16 protein-coding genes are annotated in these 18,141 nt (G+C 70.9%); 11 read left to right on the plus strand and 5 right to left on the minus strand.

Annotated features, from left to right (window positions below; all coding sequences use genetic code 11):
• Positions 1–24: 24 nt before the first annotated feature.
• Complete coding sequence (locus AB0B68_RS25480) at positions 25–543, minus strand: disulfide bond formation protein DsbA (protein ID WP_357196515.1); 519 nt, start codon at positions 541–543, stop codon at positions 25–27.
• A 148-nt stretch (positions 544–691) separates the two neighbouring features.
• Here AB0B68_RS25480 and AB0B68_RS25485 point away from each other — a divergent pair, with 148 nt between their 5' ends.
• Positions 692–1,183, plus strand: a complete 492-nt coding sequence (locus AB0B68_RS25485) for a MarR family transcriptional regulator (RefSeq protein WP_357196512.1) — start codon at positions 692–694, stop codon at positions 1,181–1,183.
• 650 nt (positions 1,184–1,833) lie between these two features.
• Here AB0B68_RS25485 and AB0B68_RS25490 read toward each other — a convergent pair.
• The 3 genes from AB0B68_RS25490 to AB0B68_RS25500 all read right to left on the minus strand — a co-directional run bounded on the left by AB0B68_RS25490 (position 1,834) and on the right by AB0B68_RS25500 (position 8,294).
• Positions 1,834–4,737 carry an AAA family ATPase gene (locus tag AB0B68_RS25490; protein WP_357263161.1) on the minus strand — a complete coding sequence of 968 codons (2,904 nt, stop codon included), beginning with the start codon at positions 4,735–4,737 and terminating at the stop codon, positions 1,834–1,836.
• 123 nt (positions 4,738–4,860) lie between these two features.
• The gene (locus AB0B68_RS25495) at positions 4,861–5,115 is read right to left on the minus strand and encodes a hypothetical protein (protein ID WP_357263164.1); all 255 of its coding nucleotides are present in this window, start codon (positions 5,113–5,115) and stop codon (positions 4,861–4,863) included.
• Positions 5,112–8,294 (minus strand): type 2 lanthipeptide synthetase LanM family protein, encoded by a 3,183-nt coding sequence (locus tag AB0B68_RS25500; protein WP_357263167.1) that lies wholly within the window; start codon positions 8,292–8,294, stop codon positions 5,112–5,114. Before AB0B68_RS25500 ends, AB0B68_RS25495 begins: the two co-directional genes overlap by 4 nt.
• 269 nt (positions 8,295–8,563) lie before the next feature.
• Between AB0B68_RS25500 and AB0B68_RS25505 the strand changes: the two genes are divergently transcribed.
• The 4 genes from AB0B68_RS25505 to fabG all read left to right on the plus strand — a co-directional run bounded on the left by AB0B68_RS25505 (position 8,564) and on the right by fabG (position 12,042).
• On the plus strand, positions 8,564–10,384 hold the full coding sequence (locus AB0B68_RS25505) for a BTAD domain-containing putative transcriptional regulator (RefSeq protein ID WP_357196501.1): 1,821 nt from the start codon (positions 8,564–8,566) through the stop codon (positions 10,382–10,384).
• Positions 10,385–10,466: 82 nt separating this feature from the next.
• Complete coding sequence (locus AB0B68_RS25510) at positions 10,467–10,835, plus strand: hypothetical protein (protein WP_357263170.1); 369 nt, start codon at positions 10,467–10,469, stop codon at positions 10,833–10,835.
• Complete coding sequence (locus AB0B68_RS25515; protein WP_357263173.1) at positions 10,835–11,299, plus strand: hypothetical protein; 465 nt, start codon at positions 10,835–10,837, stop codon at positions 11,297–11,299. The genes AB0B68_RS25510 and AB0B68_RS25515 overlap by 1 nt, the downstream gene beginning before the upstream one ends.
• Positions 11,296–12,042, plus strand: a complete 747-nt coding sequence (gene fabG, locus AB0B68_RS25520; RefSeq protein ID WP_357196492.1) for a 3-oxoacyl-ACP reductase FabG — start codon at positions 11,296–11,298, stop codon at positions 12,040–12,042. Before AB0B68_RS25515 ends, fabG begins: the two co-directional genes overlap by 4 nt.
• Here the strand turns inward: fabG and AB0B68_RS25525 are convergent.
• Positions 12,014–12,901, minus strand: coding sequence for an SDR family NAD(P)-dependent oxidoreductase (locus tag AB0B68_RS25525; protein WP_357196489.1), 888 nt, complete (start codon positions 12,899–12,901; stop codon positions 12,014–12,016). The two genes, fabG and AB0B68_RS25525, sit on opposite strands and share 29 nt — an antisense overlap.
• Positions 12,902–13,089: 188 nt before the next feature.
• Between AB0B68_RS25525 and AB0B68_RS25530 the strand changes: the two genes are divergently transcribed.
• From AB0B68_RS25530 to AB0B68_RS25555, 6 genes are all read left to right on the plus strand, one after another.
• Positions 13,090–14,037 (plus strand): beta-ketoacyl-ACP synthase III, encoded by a 948-nt coding sequence (locus AB0B68_RS25530; RefSeq protein WP_208741030.1) that lies wholly within the window; start codon positions 13,090–13,092, stop codon positions 14,035–14,037.
• A gap of 41 nt (positions 14,038–14,078) precedes the next feature.
• On the plus strand, positions 14,079–14,333 hold the full coding sequence (locus AB0B68_RS25535; RefSeq protein ID WP_357196486.1) for an acyl carrier protein: 255 nt from the start codon (positions 14,079–14,081) through the stop codon (positions 14,331–14,333).
• Positions 14,330–15,685, plus strand: coding sequence for a condensation domain-containing protein (locus AB0B68_RS25540; RefSeq protein WP_357196483.1), 1,356 nt, complete (start codon positions 14,330–14,332; stop codon positions 15,683–15,685). Before AB0B68_RS25535 ends, AB0B68_RS25540 begins: the two co-directional genes overlap by 4 nt.
• Positions 15,686–15,897: 212 nt before the next feature.
• Positions 15,898–16,866: a 2,3-diaminopropionate biosynthesis protein SbnA gene (sbnA, locus tag AB0B68_RS25545; RefSeq protein WP_357263185.1), complete on the plus strand. Its 969-nt coding sequence runs from the start codon at positions 15,898–15,900 to the stop codon at positions 16,864–16,866.
• Positions 16,860–17,882 carry a 2,3-diaminopropionate biosynthesis protein SbnB gene (sbnB, locus tag AB0B68_RS25550; protein WP_357263176.1) on the plus strand — a complete coding sequence of 341 codons (1,023 nt, stop codon included), beginning with the start codon at positions 16,860–16,862 and terminating at the stop codon, positions 17,880–17,882. Before sbnA ends, sbnB begins: the two co-directional genes overlap by 7 nt.
• Before the next feature lie 10 nt (positions 17,883–17,892).
• The gene (locus AB0B68_RS25555; RefSeq protein WP_357196477.1) at positions 17,893–18,099 is read left to right on the plus strand and encodes an MbtH family NRPS accessory protein; all 207 of its coding nucleotides are present in this window, start codon (positions 17,893–17,895) and stop codon (positions 18,097–18,099) included.
• Positions 18,100–18,141: the final 42 nt, after the last annotated feature.

Here is an 18,141-nt window from a genome sequence, read left to right on the forward strand (position 1 = left end):
GTTAACTGAATATGTCCAGAGGGGCTAGGTAAAGCTGAGCTCATCGGTCCGAACGCGCTTTAGTTCCGAGAAGGCCGGACAGCCGGCGAGCAGGCGGGCGCCGTCGAAGACGCGGAGGGCGTCGTCCCCGCGTGGGATCGAGGAGAGCACGGGGCCGAAGAAGGCCACGTCGTCCACCACGATCGTCGGGGTGCCGAGGTCCTCACCCACGAGCTGCTGCGCGCGGGCGGTGCTCGCCCGCATCCGCTCGTCGACGTCGCTTCGACGAGCGACGTCGGCCAAGCCGGCGGGGAGGCCCGCCTCATCCAGTGCCGCCGGGATGACGGCGTCGAAGTCCTTGTTGCCCTCGTCGTGGATCCGACGACCGAGCGCCGGGTACAGGCGCGCGAGGGCGGCTGGCCCATGGTGCGCGACGGCTGCCGTGCACACCCGCGCCGGGCCCCAGGCCCGATCGTTGAACGCGCGGTACCAGGGCTCCAGGTCGCGACGCTCGTTGACGACCGCGAGGCTCATCACCTCGAACCGCAGAGTGATGGGTCGCATGCGCGCGACTTCCATGAGCCACCGCGAGGTGATCCAGGCGAACGGACAGGACGGGTCGACGTAGGCCACGACCATGGGGACGGGCGCGTGAGAACGATTTCCTTCCATGGAAGATGAATCTATCTTCCATGGAAGCTATGATGCAAGCGTGAACAAAGACCGGGTTGCCGACATCGTCAGTCAGTGGCATCGCGAACGACCCGACCTCGATCCCACCCCATTGTTGATCATCGGCCGGATCCAGCACCTGGCCGAGGCGCTCGACGCGTCCCTGCGGCCGCCGTTCGCGGCCGCGGGCCTGGGTAACGGCGAGTTCGACATGCTTGCGGCGCTGCGCCGGGAGGGCGAGCCATACATGCTCACGGCGGGTCAGTTGAGTGAACGGATGCTCGTCACCACCGGTGCGGTTACCAAGCGGGTAGACCGGCTCATCGCCCGAGGCCTCGTCTCGCGCTCGGTCTCCGAGGTCGACGCCCGCGGCAGAGTGGTGGGCCTGACCCCGGCCGGACTGACGCTGACCGACCAACTCATCGAGGAGCACCTGGCAAACGAGGCGGCCATCCTTCGGAACCTGACCGACAGCGACCGCAAAACGCTCGAACGACTACTTGCGACGTTGACGCGACACGCGTTGTCGTGAGGAGCCCCAGCCCAGACCGAACAGCAGAGGAGTGACGAACAGGACGACTCACCAAGGCGTGGCTGCCCGGTAGGCCGAGAAGCAGCTATCCCAACGGACCCAGCACCGAATACACCTACCAGGTCCGCAACACCGCGTCGACCACCGTCACCACCAAAACGTTAATGCCCTACGGCACCAACACCTACGCCTCCTCCGTCACCCTCTACGACGGGCTCCTGCGCGCCCGCCAGGTCCAGAATTAAGCCCCGTACGGTGGGCGTACACCTACTGACACCGTCTACGACTCCCACGGACTGCTCGACTGGAGCGCCGGCCCCGTCGAGGCGTGCCAGAGGCGACGTGCTCGGTCGCGAAGCTGCTGGGAGGGTCCGCGGCACGTCAGACAGCTCCGCACTGACGTCGCTCGGGGTGCGCTCCAGCAGTGGCAACAGCCACACGAGCCGGTCCCCGGCCGGGTAGACCACGCCGTCGGCGGCGCCACCGGTCCGCTGTCCGTTGGCGGGCGACTAACTGGGTGACGATCGGTGCAGGCAATCATGAACGCCTACGGACGCCGAAGGACCGTTGCGGCGATTCAACCTCGATGTGACGGCAGGTCGGCGTCAACGGCTGCCGACGTGGCCAGCGCCAGGAAGCTCATGGACCGGTCAGCCACTGTCGAAGTCGGTCGCGATATCGCTCAATGCGATCCGGTTTGGCTCGCCGGTCTTGGTGATGAGGCTGGAGACGTGCCGCTCCACCGTGCGCGGTGACAGGTGTAGTCGCTCGGCTATTTCGCGATTGCTCAGTCGGCCGGTGAGCAGCTGCAGCACCTCCCACTCCCGTACCGTCACGCCCGCCGCCCGCAGCTCGGGTGGGATCTCTGCGGCACCGCGCCGACGTTGGGTGACCCGCGCGCCAGCTTGGCGCAGCAGCGTGCGACACGCCCCGGCGACCGGCGTGACCTTCGCCTGGTGGAAGTAGTTCTCGGCGGCACGCAGCCACTCCACGGGGGTGCCCCAGCCATCGGCGAGCGCCGACTCGGCGACCAGCCGCAGGGCGAGGTGTCGCCCCATCGCGTACAGCGCGCCGACCTCCATGGCCTCGGCCAGGGTGGCGGTCGCGGCGTCGTGCTGACCCGCGCGGCCAAGCAGGACCGCCCGGGCGAAGAGAGCGAACTGTCGGTCCCACCGGAGCTGGCTCGCCGGTGTGCCGACGATCGCCTCGTACGCCGAAAAGCTGACCTCGCCGGCCATCGCCCGCAACAGCAACTGGAGGCCGAGCCGTCCACCGAGGTGGAACACGGTCGGGTTCGTCTCCTCCGCCCGTACCGCCAGGGACAGCTCGTCCAGCGCCCGCGGGCGGTTTTCCTCCAGCAGCGCGCAGAACGTGCCGGCCAGCCCGTGGACCCGCTGTGTGTGCAGGCTTTCGTCACCGCCCCAGCGCCGAAACTCGGCGAGCGCGTCCTGCATCTCCACCCGCCGGCCCTGGTGGGCGGCGAGCACCGCGCTGAGCAGCAGCACGTACTGGGTGGTCTCCATCAGCTTCAGGCGGGTCGTCGCGGTGAGGACCTGGTCGATCAGGTTCTGTGCGGCCGGGTACTCGCCGCGCATGATCAGGTGCAGCGCGATGCTCGCCTCGGCCTGCTGGCGGGCAGTCACCGCCCCGGCTCGCAGCGCTCGTTCCCGGGCTTGTTCCAGCCGGTCCAGTGTGCCGTGTAGCAACGCGTCGTCGTTGCCGAGCCGGATCAGCGCGTGGACCTCCCAGATCGGCAGGCCGTACTCGGCGGCGATGGACCGTGCCTGCTCCAGGCAGCGGGTAGCCTCGGCCGGGTCGCGATGCCGGACGAGCGCACCGAGCAACTGCCAGGCCTGACAGGCCACCACCGGCAGCGGCACGGCGGCGCCGACCGTGGCGGCCCGGCGGGCCAGGGTCTCGGCGACCTCCATCTGGTCCCGCCCTGGCGTGTCCAGGGCCAGGTGTGCGGCGACGACGTCGATCGGGGCTTCGTCCTCCGCCGCGGGGTCCGGGCCGAGCAGCTCACGGGCAATCTCCACCTGGGCGAGCGCGTCGGTCAGCTCCCCGGCCAACACCGCGGTCCAGGCCAGCCGGGTGTGCAGCCTGGCCTGCCGTCGAGCGGGGAGACCGGCCACCTGGTCCGGACTGTTGACCAGCTCCAGTGCCCGCCGTACCAGGCCAGCCTCGCCGAGGGCCTGCAGGAGCGTCTCCAGGGTGTCGGCGCGGGCCTCGGCCGGCCCGTCGGCCTGGAGCTCCCAAGCCCTGTCGAGGAGGGCGACGGCCGAGGTGGCGGCACCCTGCGCGAGGGCCCTCCGGCCAGCTTCGGCAAAGAGCCGACCGGCCAACAGGGCGTCGCCGGTCTCGACGCGCAGGGTGGCGGAGATCTGGCACCACTCACCGGGCAACTCCGGGTAGACCTTCGCGACGGCCTCGGCGACGGTGTGGGCCAACTCCCGCCGGGTGGCCGGCTCGACCAGGGCGAGCAGCGACTCGCGGGTGACGCGGTGCCGGAAGGTGTACCAGTCTGTCAACTGGTCGTCCGGTGCCACCAGCTGGGCGACGATGTCGCCGTGCAGATGGTTGAACAGGTCGCGGTCGCTGAGCCCTGTCGCCGACTGCACCACGGCCACCGAGAAGCGTTGCCCGATCAGGGCGCCGCAGGACAGCAGCTCCCGGGCCTGCGGGCTCAGCTTCTCGATCCGGTGCGCCATGCTTCTGGCGAAGGCGGTGGGCAGCGTGGTGGGCGCCTCTGGAGTGACGAGCCACCCCTGTGGACCGTGCCGGAGCAATCCGTTCTCCACCATCGCCGCGAGGATCTCCTCGATGAGGAACGGGTTGCCGCCGCTGCCGCCCCAGAGCAGCTCGGCCGCGGCCGTGGGCAGCTCATCCGCCGCCACGCCGAGGCATGCCCCAGCCATGGCGCGCAGGTCCTCGGGCCCGAGACCGCCCAACTCGATCACGGTGCACCGGCCGCGGCGGGCTGCTGCCCGAGCGACCTCCAGCGCGGGGGAGTCGTCCGCCCGGAGGACGCCGATCAGCAGAGTGGGCTGCTGGTCGAGGTTGTCGATCAGGTATTCGACCACCATGAGCGTCTCGGCGTCGGCGTCCTGGAGATCGTCCAGGACCATCAGGCACCCGCGGTCCTGGCCGGCGAGACCGGTCAGCCGGAGCACCGCCTCGGCCAGGATCACCACCGATCCGGTCTCCTGGTCGGCGAGAGGGGTGCCCCAGTCGGGCACCAACCGGCCGAGGATCGGCCCGTACGGGCCGAGCGCCGCGATGTCCACAGTGGACGATCGGAGCAGGGAGAGCACCGCCTCGGTGAGCGGGCGCAGCGGCACTCCGGTGCCGAGTGCGCTGGCCCGCCCCCGTAGCAGACTCATTTCGGCGGTGTAGGCGGACTCGGCGGCCGCCGCGGCAAGCCGCGACTTGCCGACGCCAGCCTCTCCGACGATGAAGACCGCGCCCCCGCGCCCGACGCGGGCAGCCTCGATCATGCCGATCAGCACACCGAATTCCGCATCTCGGCCGACCAGGACGCGTGATCGTTGCACGGCGGCAACGATAGCGAGGCACTTCATCGATGACCAGGGTCAGACAGCAGGCGCACCGAGCCTGGCGGGATTATCGTCCGACCGGACTGATCGCCGCGCTGACCGGGTGGTTTCCGCCCAGGGTCACAGAGCGAAGGTGGGGCAGCAGGTGGTGAGCGGGGCGGCGGCGTCGACGGTTCCGGCGTCGCCAGCGACCAGGTGTCCCACCAGGAGGCCCACCGGGATGGCCAGACCGGCCAGGGCCGCCGTACGCAGGCCGAAGGCCACCATCGGGCTGACCTTTGGCTGCCCGGCGGGGTTCGGGTCCTCAAAGTGGGCGGTCTCGACGTGGGCGGTATCGACGTGGGTGACGTCGGCGGTGAGCTGTTGAGACATCATTGTTCTTCTCTCCTCGTGGTGAACGGGTTGGTGAGCGACAGCCAGTCGGGTCCGGTTGGCTGTGGGGTGGGTTCCAGGAGCAACGCGGACGGAATCCGTGCGGCCAGGGCGGAGCGCAGCAGTCCGTAGCCGATGCCGGCGAGGCCGGTCAGCAGTCCCGGTGTGAGCACTCCGTCGGGTGTGCCGCAGTAGCGCGTCTGCCATTGCAGGGAGTTGAGGAGCAGGGTGGTCCGCTGCCGTAGCGCGGCGGCGGCCGCAGGGTCAGCCGGCCCCGCGGCCAGCACGGTCAGCGCCTCACCGATACCGGACTCGCCGTGGCAGATACTCAGGTCGCGGGACAGCGGCCGATCGGCCAAGCGCCGGACGAGGTGAGCCAGCGCGTCCGGGTCTGTGGTGGGCGAGGTGCCCGCGTCGTGTCGACCGGCGAGGGCGAGTGCCAGGCCGGCGGTGCCGGTACACCACCCGGACGAGCTGGTCGGGGTCTGCCGGGCGTGCCGCAGGGCTTTGTCTGCCGCGTCCGCATGCTGCGGTGAGCCGCCGCCGACGTCGACGAACCGTTGCAGGGCGTACGCGATGCCGGCCGTGCCATCGGCGAAGCCAGCCGGACTGGCGGGGTGATCGAACGCGGTCGCACCGGCCAGCTGGTCGGCGCAGGTCCGGGCCAGCGCCGCCGCCCGATCGAGACCCAGCTCGGCGTGGATCGATGTCATCGCGGCCAGGCAGCCGGCCCTGCCGGTGGCCCAGTCGTCGGTGGCGGGGCCTGCGACGGCGACCTCGGCGAGTTCGACAGCCGTGTCGACCCACCGACCGATCTCCGGGTCGTCGAGCAGCACGGCCAGCCGAGCCAGCCCGTAGGCCAGTCCGCCGAGGCCGTGCAGCCCGCCACAGCCGATCGCCGTGACCAGCTCCGGGCGATCCGCGAGTAGGCGCAGTAGCCCCGGGGTCGCGGCGACCGCCCGGCGGGCCACGTCGCCGTAGCGGGCCACGCCGCTGATGTGAGCGAGCTGGCCGAGGAAGAGCGCCACGCCGAGGTACCCGTTGGCCAGGCCGGCGCCCATCGGGAGCAGCAGCCACTGCCGGTTGTCGACCAGCTCCAGGCCGAGCCAGTTCACGCGGTCCCGGCCTGGTGCGCCCCGGGCCACGATCTGGTCGGCGATCGCGCAGGCTGCCGAGACCAGCCGTTCGGGTGGGGCGGCGGTTCCGTGCGACGCACCTTCCATTGGCGCCGTGTCGCCATGGGCGCCGACCGGCCGGCGGGTGGCCAGGCTGGCCATGATGATCCATTCCTGGTCCTGCCGGTCGGCCTCGCCGAGCCCGGCGATCCGGTCCAGTGCCGCGTCGACGCCGCTGCGGTACAGCGGCACCGCGGTCGGCTCCCCGTCGGCTGCCAGCTGGGGGCTGTCGGCCCGGGCGTGGAAGTACGGCACGTCGCCGCGCCACAGGGCCGCGATCTCGTGGCGGGCGAACATTGGGTCGCCGGGCAGTGTGGTCCGGCCGCAGAGCCGCCCGAGGAACCGGTCCCGGTCCAGACCGTCGCGCAGCAGGCTCGGATGGGTGGCCTCGTCGAGCAGCGTCCGGTAGGCCCAGGTGGGCCGCACGACGAGTCGCACCGTCATGGCCGACGACGCCTTGATCAGCTGGGCGAAGTCCCCGCGATGGGCCTCGATTGCTTCGTAGCCGAGCCGGAAACCCGCCAGCATCGCCGCCTCGTGGTCCTCCGGATCGATCACCCGGTCGCCGAGCCGGGGCCGGTTCGAGGCACCGTCGAAGGTGGACGCGCGACGTACCAGGCGCATCTGGTCTGTGCCCGGGTCCGCCCAGTCGATCCGACTGACCGGGCTCTGCCGGCCCTCGTCGCCGCCGGCGCCGGACAGGTCCATGATGCCCTGCTCACCGACGACGATCAGCGGCAGCAACGCGGTTCGGTGCACCGAGGCGGCGAGCAGGTCGGCGGCTGGATCGCCGCTCTCGGATGCCGGTCGCCAACTGGGGCTGAACAACGTCTCGGCGTCGATGGCCACGGGGTCCTCGCCGCTGGCGATCACGTTCTCGTAGTGCAGATCGGTGGTGTTGAGCGCGTGGGCGAGCGCCAGCAGCGCACCCTGTCGTCGATAGAAGCGGTCCGCGCCGTCCGGGTCGGCCAGCGGTGCCGCGGTCACGAACTCGGTCCAGCCGTACTCCGGACGGACCAGGCAGGCGGCCGCCCGCATGCCGACGCTGGGCACCATCCGGTTCATCCAGCCGACAAAGGCCGCCAGCCGGTCGTCGTAGGTGAGATCCCGGGGCTTGTAGACCAACCGCCGGCCGTCGGCGAACCGGGCCACGGTGGTGGTCCGGCCGGCCCGGTGCGGGTCACCCCGCCTGTCGTCGACGGCCACCAGTGGGCCGGGGTCCACGCCGCCCAGGAGGTTGTCGACCAGGCAGTCCCGGTCAGCGGTGTACCGGGCGAGCAGCTCCAGCATCGCGTCGGTGGCGTGCGCGGTGGCCTGCCCGAGCAGCCTGGCCAGGACCGGAAGATCGGTGAACAGCGCAGCCAGCCCTGCCGGGGTGGCAAGCTGGCGGACGAAGCCGATGAATCGGGCGCGACTGTCGGCACCCTGGAGGAGGCCGGCGATCCTGCGGCGGTGCAGCTCCTCGACGAAGGTACGGGCGGCCAGCGCGGCCAGACGCCGTTCCAGGGTGGCCCCCAACGCGGCGTCCAGCGCGCCCAGGTCGACCTGGGCGTCGGTCACCGGGCCGGAGCCCCGGCGGAAGCGAGCCCTCGCCTCGTCGACCAACGGGCGCAACGGTAGGGCGAACGCCGCCCTCCAGTCCGCTGGGACCGGCACCGACGGAGGCGGTGCGGCGGCGTGCACCGCGGACTCGATCAGGACCGCCCAGGGCGGTGGGTCGACTCGCGCGGCGAGGTGCTCGTCGTCCTCGGCGAGGAAGGTGAGCAACCGGTCCTCGTCGACGCCCAGCTCGCCCAGCCGGACGTCCAGCTCCGGCCCACGGTCGGCCCGCCACAGATCCAGCCGCGACCGTGCGTGCCCGAACCGCTCGCTGTCCACCGGGTCGGTGCCGCCGCCGGCGGTCACCCGCTCGTGCAGCGCCAGGCCCCGCGCCCACCAGCCCCGGCGGAGTCGGGGCGACTCGGCCGGAGCGAGGCTGGGTGGGCCGTCGACGTCTGTGGTGTTCATCGAGTTGAGGGTGCCAAGCGACGACGGGTATCTCATGCGTGGGATCCACCCAAATTCTTGTCGGTCCGGCTGGTCGCCGCAGTTCGCGCACTGTCCGGTGCGGTCCGGACGACTGTCGGTGATGACCGCCCGGAGGGAGCCGGTGTCGGTGGGGTGGCGACAACACGCGGGTGCGGACGACGGAACTTGGGTGGCGGGCACAGATGTGTCGATGCGCGGCGGTGGTCGACTCTCCGACTGTTTGTTGGGCTGACCCGATCGGAGCGACTGTGGAGTTTCGCGTACTGGGGCCGGTGAGCGCCTGGCGCGACGGCGGCGAGGTCCCGCTGGACGGCGCCAAGCAGCGCACCGTCCTGGCCGTCCTGTTGCTCGCCCGAGGGCGAACAGTCTCCGACACGCGTCTCTGCCAGCTGCTGTGGGACGAGAAGCCGCCGGCGACATTCGCCGCCCAGCTCTACAACTACGTCTCCCGGCTGCGGAAGTATCTCGGCGACGAGGTGGAGATCGTCCGGCAGTGGTCCGGGTACCTGCTGCGGATGCGCGACAGCCGACTCGACATCGAGGAGTTCGAACGGCTGGCCGGACTGGGTCGGGACGCACTGCGCTCCGGCCGGCACGAGGAGGCCGCGCGGGACCTGCACGAGGCGCTCGCGTTGTGGAGCGGAGCGACGCTCAGCAACGTCACCGACCACCTCATCGAGGCGGAGTCGCCCCGGATGGCCGAGGTGCGGATGGCGGCCCTGGAGGATCGCATCACGGCCGACCTGATGCTGGGCCGACAGGCCGACCTGGTGGTGGAGCTGAGCGATCTGGTCGCCGCGCAGCCGCTGCACGAGTTGCTGCGCAGCCATCTGATCACGGCGCTGCTGCGATGCGACCGCCAGGCCGACGCACTGGCCGTCTACCACCAGGGCCGGCGGGTCCTCGCCGACGAGTTGGGTGCCGATCCGGGCCTGGCCCTCGCCGAGGCGTACCAGACGGTGCTGGCCGGCCCCGGGACGCCCGACGCCGCTGTCGCACCGCGGCAGGGACCGGGCTGGCGCGACGTCCGACCGGCGATGCTGCCGCCCGGGGCGCAGGACTTCTGCGGCCGGAAGCAGGAGCTGCGGGCGCTGGCCGGGCTGCTCGCCGAGACGTCGCCGTCCGCTCCGCAACGGACGTTGCTGACCGGGATGGCCGGCGTCGGCAAGTCGGCGCTGGCGCTGCGGGCCGCGCACCTGTCCAGCAGCGACTTCCCGGACGGGCAGCTCTACGCCGACCTCGGCGGCACCCGGGGCAACGCCATCGACCCGGGCGACGTGCTGGGCTGGTTCCTCCGGAGCCTCGGCAATGCCGAGGAGGCCATCCCGAGGCGCCTCGACGAACGCGAGTGCCTCTACCGCAGCCAGTTGGCCGGCCGGCGGGTCCTGGTGGTACTCGACAACTCTGCCAGCTATTCGCAGGTCCGCCCGCTGTTGCCCGGTGACCCGTCCTGTCGGGTGATCCTGACCTGTCGTGGCCGCCTCTCCGAGTTGCCCGGTGTCACCCGCGTCGAGGTGGGCATCCTCGACCCGGCGCAGGCGCTGGAGCTGTTCGCCACGATCGTCGGCTCGCCGCGGGTGGCCGCCGAGCTCGGTGCCGCACACCGGATCGTGCAGCTGTGTGGGCGGCTCTCGATCGGCATCCGGGTGGCTGCGGCGCGACTCATCGCTCGGCCGCACTGGTCGCTGCGCTACCTCGCGCAGCGGCTGGCCGACGAACGGTTCCGTCTCAACGAACTACGGCTGGGGACGCTGGACGTGCGGGCCCGCATCGAGGGCAGCTACCAGGAGCTGGAGGTCGAGAGCCAGGTCGCGCTGCGCCGGCTGGCACTGCTGAACACTGCGGACTTCCCGATCGGCGCCGCCGCCCGGGTGCTCGGCGTGACGCCCCGGGTGGGGGAGGAGGTGGCCGAGAGCCTGGTCGACGCACGGCTGCTGGAGATCGCGGGCTCGGACGGTGGGCGGCGGCAGCGACACCGCTTCCACGACCTGGTGCGGGTCTTCGCGCGGGAGAAGGCCGACCCGGTGGACCACCGCGTGGTGACCGCCCGATCGGCGTTGCCGGCATAGCCGCGCCTGCGGACCCCCCGGCGTTTCCGCCGTGCTCCCGCGCCTATGGAGAAGATATAGCCGGTGCCAGCACGGTCAGGGCGTGACCATCCTGATCCCGCCCGAGTGCGCGACCAACGCGCGGATCGACCTCGACCATGCCAGCGGGGACGAGATCATCGGTCGAGTTCGACCCGACCGGGGCGACCTGGTCTTCGTCGGGCACTATCCCGGCTTCCCCCTGCTGCCAGGTGTCTACATCGTCGAGTACGTGCACCGCGCCGTCCTCGCGGCGACGCCGTCGGAGATCCTCGCCGAGCTGGTGTCCTGCCGGTTCCTCCGAACGATCGATCTCGACGACGAGCTGGTCATCACCGTCCGGCGCGAGGGCGGGCTACGCCGGGGCACGGTCGCCGTGTCCGGTGTACCGGCCGCCGAGGTGGTGTTGCGTTATCAGGAAGGAAAACCTTGATGCTCGACCGCGACGACATTCGACGGCTCATCCCGCACCGACCGCCGATGCTCCTGGTGGACGGAGTCAGCGAACTGGTACCCCGGAGTCGGCTGGTGGGCAGTTACACGGTGACCGGGACCCGGCCGCTGCCTGCTGTGCTGCTGTTGGAGTCGTGGGGCCAGGCGGCATTGGTGCTGATCAGGCACGACCGGCCGATGGCCTCCGTACTGACCGACGGAGTGCCGATCGCGGGTGCATTCGAGGGGATCCGCTTCGGCCGGCCGGTGCTGCCCGGTGAGACGGTCGAGCACCGGGTCGAGCTGATCCGGCTGATCGCCGACACGGGTTTCGTGCGGGGCGAGAGCGTGGTCGGTACCGAGGTGGTCATGCAGGTCGGTCGTCTGGTCGGCGCGGTACGCCCGGCCGCTGCGCTTCGCCCCGCCGTCCCGGCCGGGGTCTCCGACGTCAAGGAGTCGACATGAGTGACATTCGACGACCGGTCGCCCTCGTCAGTGGCGGATCCCGAGGGATCGGTCGGGCCGTGGTCCGGCAGCTCGCCGCAGACGGGTACGACGTGGCTTTCTGTTATCAGAGCAACCGGGTGGCCGCCGAGAAGGTGGCCGCAGAGGCGCTGGAGACCGGTGTCCGGGTGCTGGCCCGGCAGGTGGACGTCGCCGATGCCGCGCAGGTGCGCGACTTCGTCACGGGGGCGGAGCAGGACCTGGGCGAGATCGCGGCACTGGTGACCGTCGCCGGGATCATCCGTGACCGGCCGTTGGCGATGATGGCCGACGAGGACTGGCAGTCGGTGATCGACGTCAACCTCGGGGGTGTCCACAACGTGTGCCGGGCGGCGATCCGCCGGATGATGCGGCGTCGTGGTGGCGCCATCGTCACGGTGTCCTCGGTGGCCGGCATCACCGGCAGCCCGGGCCAGACCAACTACTCGGCCTCGAAGGCCGGCATCATCGGCTTCACGAAGGCGCTGTCGAAGGAGGTCGGCTCGTACGGGATCCGGGTCAACGCCGTGGCCCCGGGCTTCATCGAGACCGACATGCTGAACGACCTGCCGGCCGGCCTGGCCGTGGGCGTCCAGCAGCGGACCGCCCTCGGCCGGCTGGGCCAGGCGGAGGAGATCGCCCCGGTGGTGGCGTTTTTGCTGTCGGAGCGGGCCTCCTACCTGACCGGGCAGGTCGTCACAGTTGACGGTGGTCTGACGTTCTGACCCGCTGCGCCGCGAGCCGGGTCCGCATGGCCTCCAGGCGGACCTGGCTCGCCTGCGTCCGGGCCCGACGCGCCGTGATACGGGGATAGGCCGTGCCGAGCAGCCGGGTGAGCAGGTCGACCCGTCGCGCGTCCGCCCCGACGATGATCTTCACCCGGTTGCGCCGGACCCCGCGCAGGATGAGCCGTGCGGCCTGCTCGGCCGAGGTCGTCGCCTCGCGGGCGAAGCGCTCCCGGATCCCGCCGTAGCCGAGCCCCTTCGCGGCCCGGGCGTTGCTGAAGATTTCGGTCCGCACCTTGCCCGGGTAGACGCAGCTGACCTTCACCGGCACGTCACCGACCCGCATCTCCTGCAACACCGCCTCGGTGAAACCCCGGACGGCGAACTTGGCCGCGTTGTACGCGCTCTGCGCAGGTGCCGCGGTCAACCCGTACATGCTGGAGATGTTCACCAGGTGGCCCTGCGAGGCGACGAGTAGCGGCAGAAAAGCCCGGGTGCCGTGCACCACGCCCCAGAAGTCGACGTCCAGCACCCACCGCATGTCGTCCCACTCGGCCTCGGTGATCGAGGCCAGCAGAGTCACCCCGGCATTGTTGATCACCAGGTCGGCGCCGCCGAAGTCGGCGCGTACCTCCTTGGCGTGGGCCTGCACCGCCAGCCGGTCGGTGACGTCCAACCGGTAGGTGCGGACCTCGGCTCCCCGCTCGGCGCAGCTCGCCGCGGTCTGCGCCAGGCCCTCCTCTGCCGCGTCGGAGAGGGCCAACCGGGCGCCCTGGGCGGCCAGTTCGACCGCCAGTGCCCGGCCGATGCCCGAACCGGCTCCGGTGACGACCGCGACCTTTGTTCGGAACTCCTCCATGCGCGCTCCCTCGGAATGGGCGTGCCCGCCAGCGGCGACACACGTCCGCCGAACGGTCCGGTGCCGGGCTATCTCTTTTCCATACCGGGCGCGATGTAGAGAAGTTATGAGAGCCCCGCCGAACACTGCCTCCGGACGGTGCCACCAGGACGCCGACCAGGCGTGGTGCGGAGGAGGCGATGGCACAGATGACAGGTGCGGCAATCACCGGGCTGGGGGCGTACCGGCCGAGCAGGCTGATCACCAACGAGGAGATCGCCGAGGAAGCCGGGGTGACTCCGGAGTGGATCGAGGAGCGGACCGGCATCCGGTCGCGCTACCGGTCCGGGCCGGAGGAATCCGTGACAATGATGGCCGCCGAGGCCGGCGGGAAGGCGTTGGCCATGGCGAACGTCGACCCGGCCGACGTGGACCTGGTCATCCTCGCCTCGGCGACGAAGAAGGACCGCATCCCGGGCGGGGCGCCCGAGGTGGCCAGCCGTATCGGCATCACCGCCACCGGCGCGTTCGACCTGAACGCTGCCTGCGCCGGCTTCGCCTACTCGATCGGCATCGCGGCCAACGAGATCCGGATGGGCAGCGCCCGCAACGTGCTGGTCGTCGGAGCGGAACAACTGAGCAGGTTCATCGACCCGGAGGACCCGGCGACGTACGTCATCTTCGGTGACGGTGCGGGTGCCGCGGTGGTCTCTCCCGCGGAGGTCGACGGCATCAGCCCGACAGTGTGGGGCAGCGACGGCGCGCGGTCCGACATCCTCGGCACCAAGTGGGACGCCAACGGCCGCGAGTTCGCCAAGATGGACGGCCCCCTGGTCTACCGGTGGTCGACCAAGAACGTGCCGAGGGTGGCCCGCAAGGTGTGCGCCCTGGCCGGTGTCGAGCTCTCGGACATCGACTGGTTCGTGCCGCACCAGGCGAACCTCCGCATCGTCGACCAGTTGGCCGAGATCCTCCAGATCCCGGACGAGAAGGTCGCCAAGGACATCATCGACACCGGCAACACCTCAGCCGCGTCGGTGCCGCTGGCGCTCAGCCGTCTGTACGAGAGCGGTCAGACCACCCCCGGCGACCGCGTGATGCTGCTGGGCTTCGGGGCGGGACTGGCCTACGCCGGTCAGCTCATCCGGATGCCCTGACCACTCCGATCACGACCCCTTCCTTCGAAAGGACAAGCACCATGACGCTGACCGTGAACCAGGTGTCCCTCGACGTCGTATCGCTCACCCGCAAGCTGATGACCGAGAACGTCGACCGGGAGATCAACGTCGGCGACACCTTCGTCGAGCTCGGTCTGGACAGCCTCAAGCTCGTCGACCTGCTCGCCGCCGTGGAGACCCACTTTGACATCGAGGTGCCGGACGAGATGGTCGGCAGCTTCGCCAAGGTCCAGGATCTCAGCGACTTCGTCCTCTCCGCCCGGTCTGAGGTGTGACCGAAAACGTCCGGGAGTTGTCGGTAGGGCAGCGGGCGCTGTGGCTGGTCCACCGGCTGGCCCCGGACAGCCCGGCCAGCAACGTGGTCCACGGGCTGCACGTCGAACCCCTGCTCGACCCGGACGTGGTACGCCGGGCGGTGGCGGCGGTGCGATCGCGCCACGACCTGCTCCGGTCCCGGTTCGTGCAGACCGAGCAGGGGCCGGTGCGGGTCGTCGATCCCGACCTCGGGTGTGAGGTCGAGGTCCACGATGTTCCCGACCTGGACGACGACGGGCTGTTGCGCCGCTGCCAGGAGTTCGGCGACCGGCCGCTCCGGCTCGAGCGGGACGGTCCGATGCGGGTGGCGCTGCTGCGGCGGCGTACCGACTGCGTGCTGGCGGTGGTCATCCACCACATCGCCACCGACTTCCACTCGCAGCGGATCGTCTGGCAGGAGTTGGACGCCGCGTACGGGGCGTTGCAGGCCTGGCGGCCGGTGGAGTTGCCGCTGGTCTCCGGCAGCTACGACGACTTCCTGGCCCGAGAGCGGGCGGCGCTGGCCGGCGAGCGCGGCGAGCGGCTGCGCGCGTACTGGGATCGGGTCTGCGACGGTGCCACGGCGGCCACGCTTCCGACCGACCGGCCTCGTCCGCCGGTGCGTTCGTTCCGTGGCGGCGCGTTCAGCCAGGAACTCCCGGACGACCTCGCCGCCCGGCTGCGGGAGACCGCGGCGGCGGCCGGGGTGACGTCGTACGCGGTCGTGCTCGCCGCGTTCCAGGCGACGATGTACCGCTACACCGGTCTGGGGGAGTTCACCGTCGGTTGTCCGGCGTCGCTGCGCCGGGGACGGGCGCTGCGCGGGGTGGTCGGCATGTTGATCAACACGATCGCGTTGCGGGGTTCGTTCGACGCGAACACCACGTTCGCCACGGCGATCACCGCGGCCGGCCGACAGTTGACCGACGCCGTGGCCCACGCCGCCTACCCGTTCCCGCTGCTCCGATCGGGCCGACGTAACCAGGATCCGCCGGTGCGGGTGACCGTCACCCTGCTGGCTCACCAGCACGGCGACAACTACACAAGCCAGCGGCACGCGTTCGCCGGGCACCAGATCCGGCTGCTGGACATCCCGTACGACGAGGGCCAGTTCGACCTGTCGACGACCCTCACCCAGTACCAGGACGGCCGGCTCCAGGCGGAGTTCGGTTACGACACCGACCTGTTCGACGAGGCGACCGTGCAGCGGCTGGCCGGGCACTTCCTCCAGATGCTGCGGGTTGCCTGCACGACGCCGGAGACGGTGGTGTCCCAGGCGCCGATGGTCGACCAGGCGGAACTGCGCGAACTCCTGGCGCTCGGCACCTCATAGACCGGCGCGGCGTTGCCCCGTGGCGCCTCTGGTGCCACCGGGACGGTGTGCCCGCCGTACGGGCCGGGTCCGGCCGGCGCGACCCCCGTCGCCGGCCGGGTCCAGGCCCGGCGCTGACCGCCCGAGCACCGGTATAGGGCCGGTATAGCGCCGATTGACAACGTCGTGGCGTTGGTAGATCACTTGTGGAGGGAGGAACGGTGCGCGAGGGTATCCTCTCGACGGTCGGAAACACACCGCTGGTACAGCTGGTCCGGTTGTTTCCGGAGTTTCCCTCCCGATTGTTCGTGAAGCTCGAACGGTTCAATCCCGGCGGCAGCATCAAGGACCGCACCGCGCTGAGCATGCTGCGCGCCAAGGTCGAATCCGGGGAGCTGGTGCCCGGCCAATCGGTGGTCGTCGAGTCCAGCTCGGGCAATCTGGCCATCGGCCTCGCGCAGTTCTGCGCGTATTACGCGATCCGGTTCATCTGCGTGGTCGACCCGAAGACCACCCGGCAGAACCTCGCGATCCTGACCGCGTACCACGCGGAGATCGAGATGGTCGAGCACCCCGACCCGGTCACCGGCGAATACCTGCCGGCCCGGCAGCGCCGCGTCCGCGAGCTGTGCGAGCAGGTCCCGTACGCCTACCGCCCCGACCAGTACGCCAACCCGCTCAACGCCGCGGCGCAACGGCAGACGATGGCCGAGATCGTGACCGCGCTCGACGGGCAGATCGACTATCTGTTCTGTTCCACCGGCACCTGCGGGACGCTGGTCGGCTGCGTCGGCTACCTGCGCGAGCAGGGGCTGTCCACGCGGGTGGTGGCGGTGGACGCGGTCGGCAGTGCCATCTTCGGCGACGAGCCGGCGGTCCGGTTGATCCCCGGGCACGGCGCCTCGATCGTGCCGCCCCTGGCCGCCGATGCCACACCCGACGAGATCATGCACGTCTCCGACCTGGACTGCGTGGTCGGTTGCCGGCTGCTGCTGCACCGGGAGGCCATCCTCGCCGGCGGGTCGTCCGGCGCCACCGTGGCCGCGCTACGCCGACGGATGGCGGACATCCCGGCTGGTGCCACGGCCGTGCTGATCCTGCCCGACAACGGCGACCGCTACCTCGACACCATCTATTCGGATCTATGGGTTTCCCAGCATTTCGGGGAGATCACCCACCTGTGGAAGGACGCCACGTGCTGATCATCGGTCGGGCTGTGGTGCGGGACATCCTCGACGGCGACGACGCCCAGGTGGTGGATCTGATCCGCCACGCGTACCTGCTGCACGAGCAGGGCCGTACGAGCCTGCCGCACTCGGTCTTCCTGCGCTTCCCGCAGCGACCCCGCGACCGCATCATCGGCCTGCCCGCCTACCTCGGCGGCGACCCGCCGGTGAGCGGGATCAAGTGGATCTCCTCCTTCCCCGGCAACCTGGCCATGGGCCTGGAACGGGCCAGCGCGGCGATCCTGCTGAACTCGATGCGTACCGGCCACCCGGTGGCCCTGGTCGAGGGTTCGGTCATCTCGGCCCGACGTACCGCGGCGAGCGCCGTGCTCGCGGCCGGCCTGCTCACCGCGGACCGCCGCCCCGACGGCCTGGCCCTGATCGGCTGCGGGCTGATCAACCAGCAGGTGCTGCGGTTCGTGGCGGGCACCATCGCCCCTCCGCTGGCGCTGACGGTATTCGACACCGACCGGCGCCGGGCCGAGGCGTTCGCCGAGACCGCCCGAACCCTGCTGCCGGGAATGCCGACGACGCTGGCCGGGACCGCCGAGGAGGCGATGGCCGCGCACCGGCTGGTCTCGATCGCCACCACCGCCACCGAGCCCCACCTCGACCTGGCCGCCTGCCGGCCCGGCGCGGTGGTGCTGCACCTGTCCCTGCGCGACCTGCTCCCCGAAGGGCTGCTGGCCGCGCGCAACGTGGTCGACGACGCCGATCACGCCTGCCGTGAGGGCACCTCGTTGCAGTTGGCCGAGCAGCTCACCGGTGGCCGGGACTTCATTCACGCCACCATCGGCGCGCTGGCCGGCGGCGAGGTGCGACTGCCCGCCGACGACGTGCCAGTGGTGGTGTCCCCGTTCGGCTTGGGCGTGCTGGACCTCGTGCTCGCCGAGCACGTCCGCGCCACCGCCGACCAGCGACGCCTGGGCGTACGCGTTGACGACTTCCTACCCGTGGGGGACGCCACCGGGGCGTTCGCCGGGTCTCTCTGAAGGAGTGGCAATGACCGACAACCGCAGCTACCGCGTGGTGCTCAACGACGAGGAGCAGTACTCAGTCTGGTGGACCGACCGGGACCTGCCCGCCGGCTGGCGTGCCGAGGGCACCGAGGGCAGCCGCGACGAATGCCTGGCCCGGATCGACGAGATCTGGACCGACATGCGGCCGCTGAGCCTGCGCCAGCGCATGGAGTCCCAGACCACGGCCTGACCAACTGATCCGATCCCACGCCCGCGCCCGGTCCCCCGGAGG

Origin of the sequence: Micromonospora sp. NPDC049049, from assembly GCF_040649115.1 — a bacterium.
GTDB lineage: Bacteria > Actinomycetota > Actinomycetes > Mycobacteriales > Micromonosporaceae > Micromonospora.

Coding starts and splice junctions, on each gene's coding strand:
- AB0B68_RS25480 (WP_357196515.1), bottom strand. CDS start 543: ATGCGACCCATCACTCTGCGGTTCGAGGTGATGAGCCTCGCGGTCGTC.
- AB0B68_RS25495 (WP_357263164.1), bottom strand. CDS start 5,115: ATGATGTCTCAACAGCTCACCGCCGACGTCACCCACGTCGATACCGCC.
- AB0B68_RS25500 (WP_357263167.1), bottom strand. CDS start 8,294: ATGAACACCACAGACGTCGACGGCCCACCCAGCCTCGCTCCGGCCGAG.
- AB0B68_RS25515 (WP_357263173.1), top strand. CDS start 10,835: ATGCTCGACCGCGACGACATTCGACGGCTCATCCCGCACCGACCGCCG.
- fabG (WP_357196492.1), top strand. CDS start 11,296: ATGAGTGACATTCGACGACCGGTCGCCCTCGTCAGTGGCGGATCCCGA.
- AB0B68_RS25525 (WP_357196489.1), bottom strand. CDS start 12,901: ATGGAGGAGTTCCGAACAAAGGTCGCGGTCGTCACCGGAGCCGGTTCG.
- AB0B68_RS25530 (WP_208741030.1), top strand. CDS start 13,090: ATGACAGGTGCGGCAATCACCGGGCTGGGGGCGTACCGGCCGAGCAGG.
- AB0B68_RS25535 (WP_357196486.1), top strand. CDS start 14,079: ATGACGCTGACCGTGAACCAGGTGTCCCTCGACGTCGTATCGCTCACC.
- AB0B68_RS25555 (WP_357196477.1), top strand. CDS start 17,893: ATGACCGACAACCGCAGCTACCGCGTGGTGCTCAACGACGAGGAGCAG.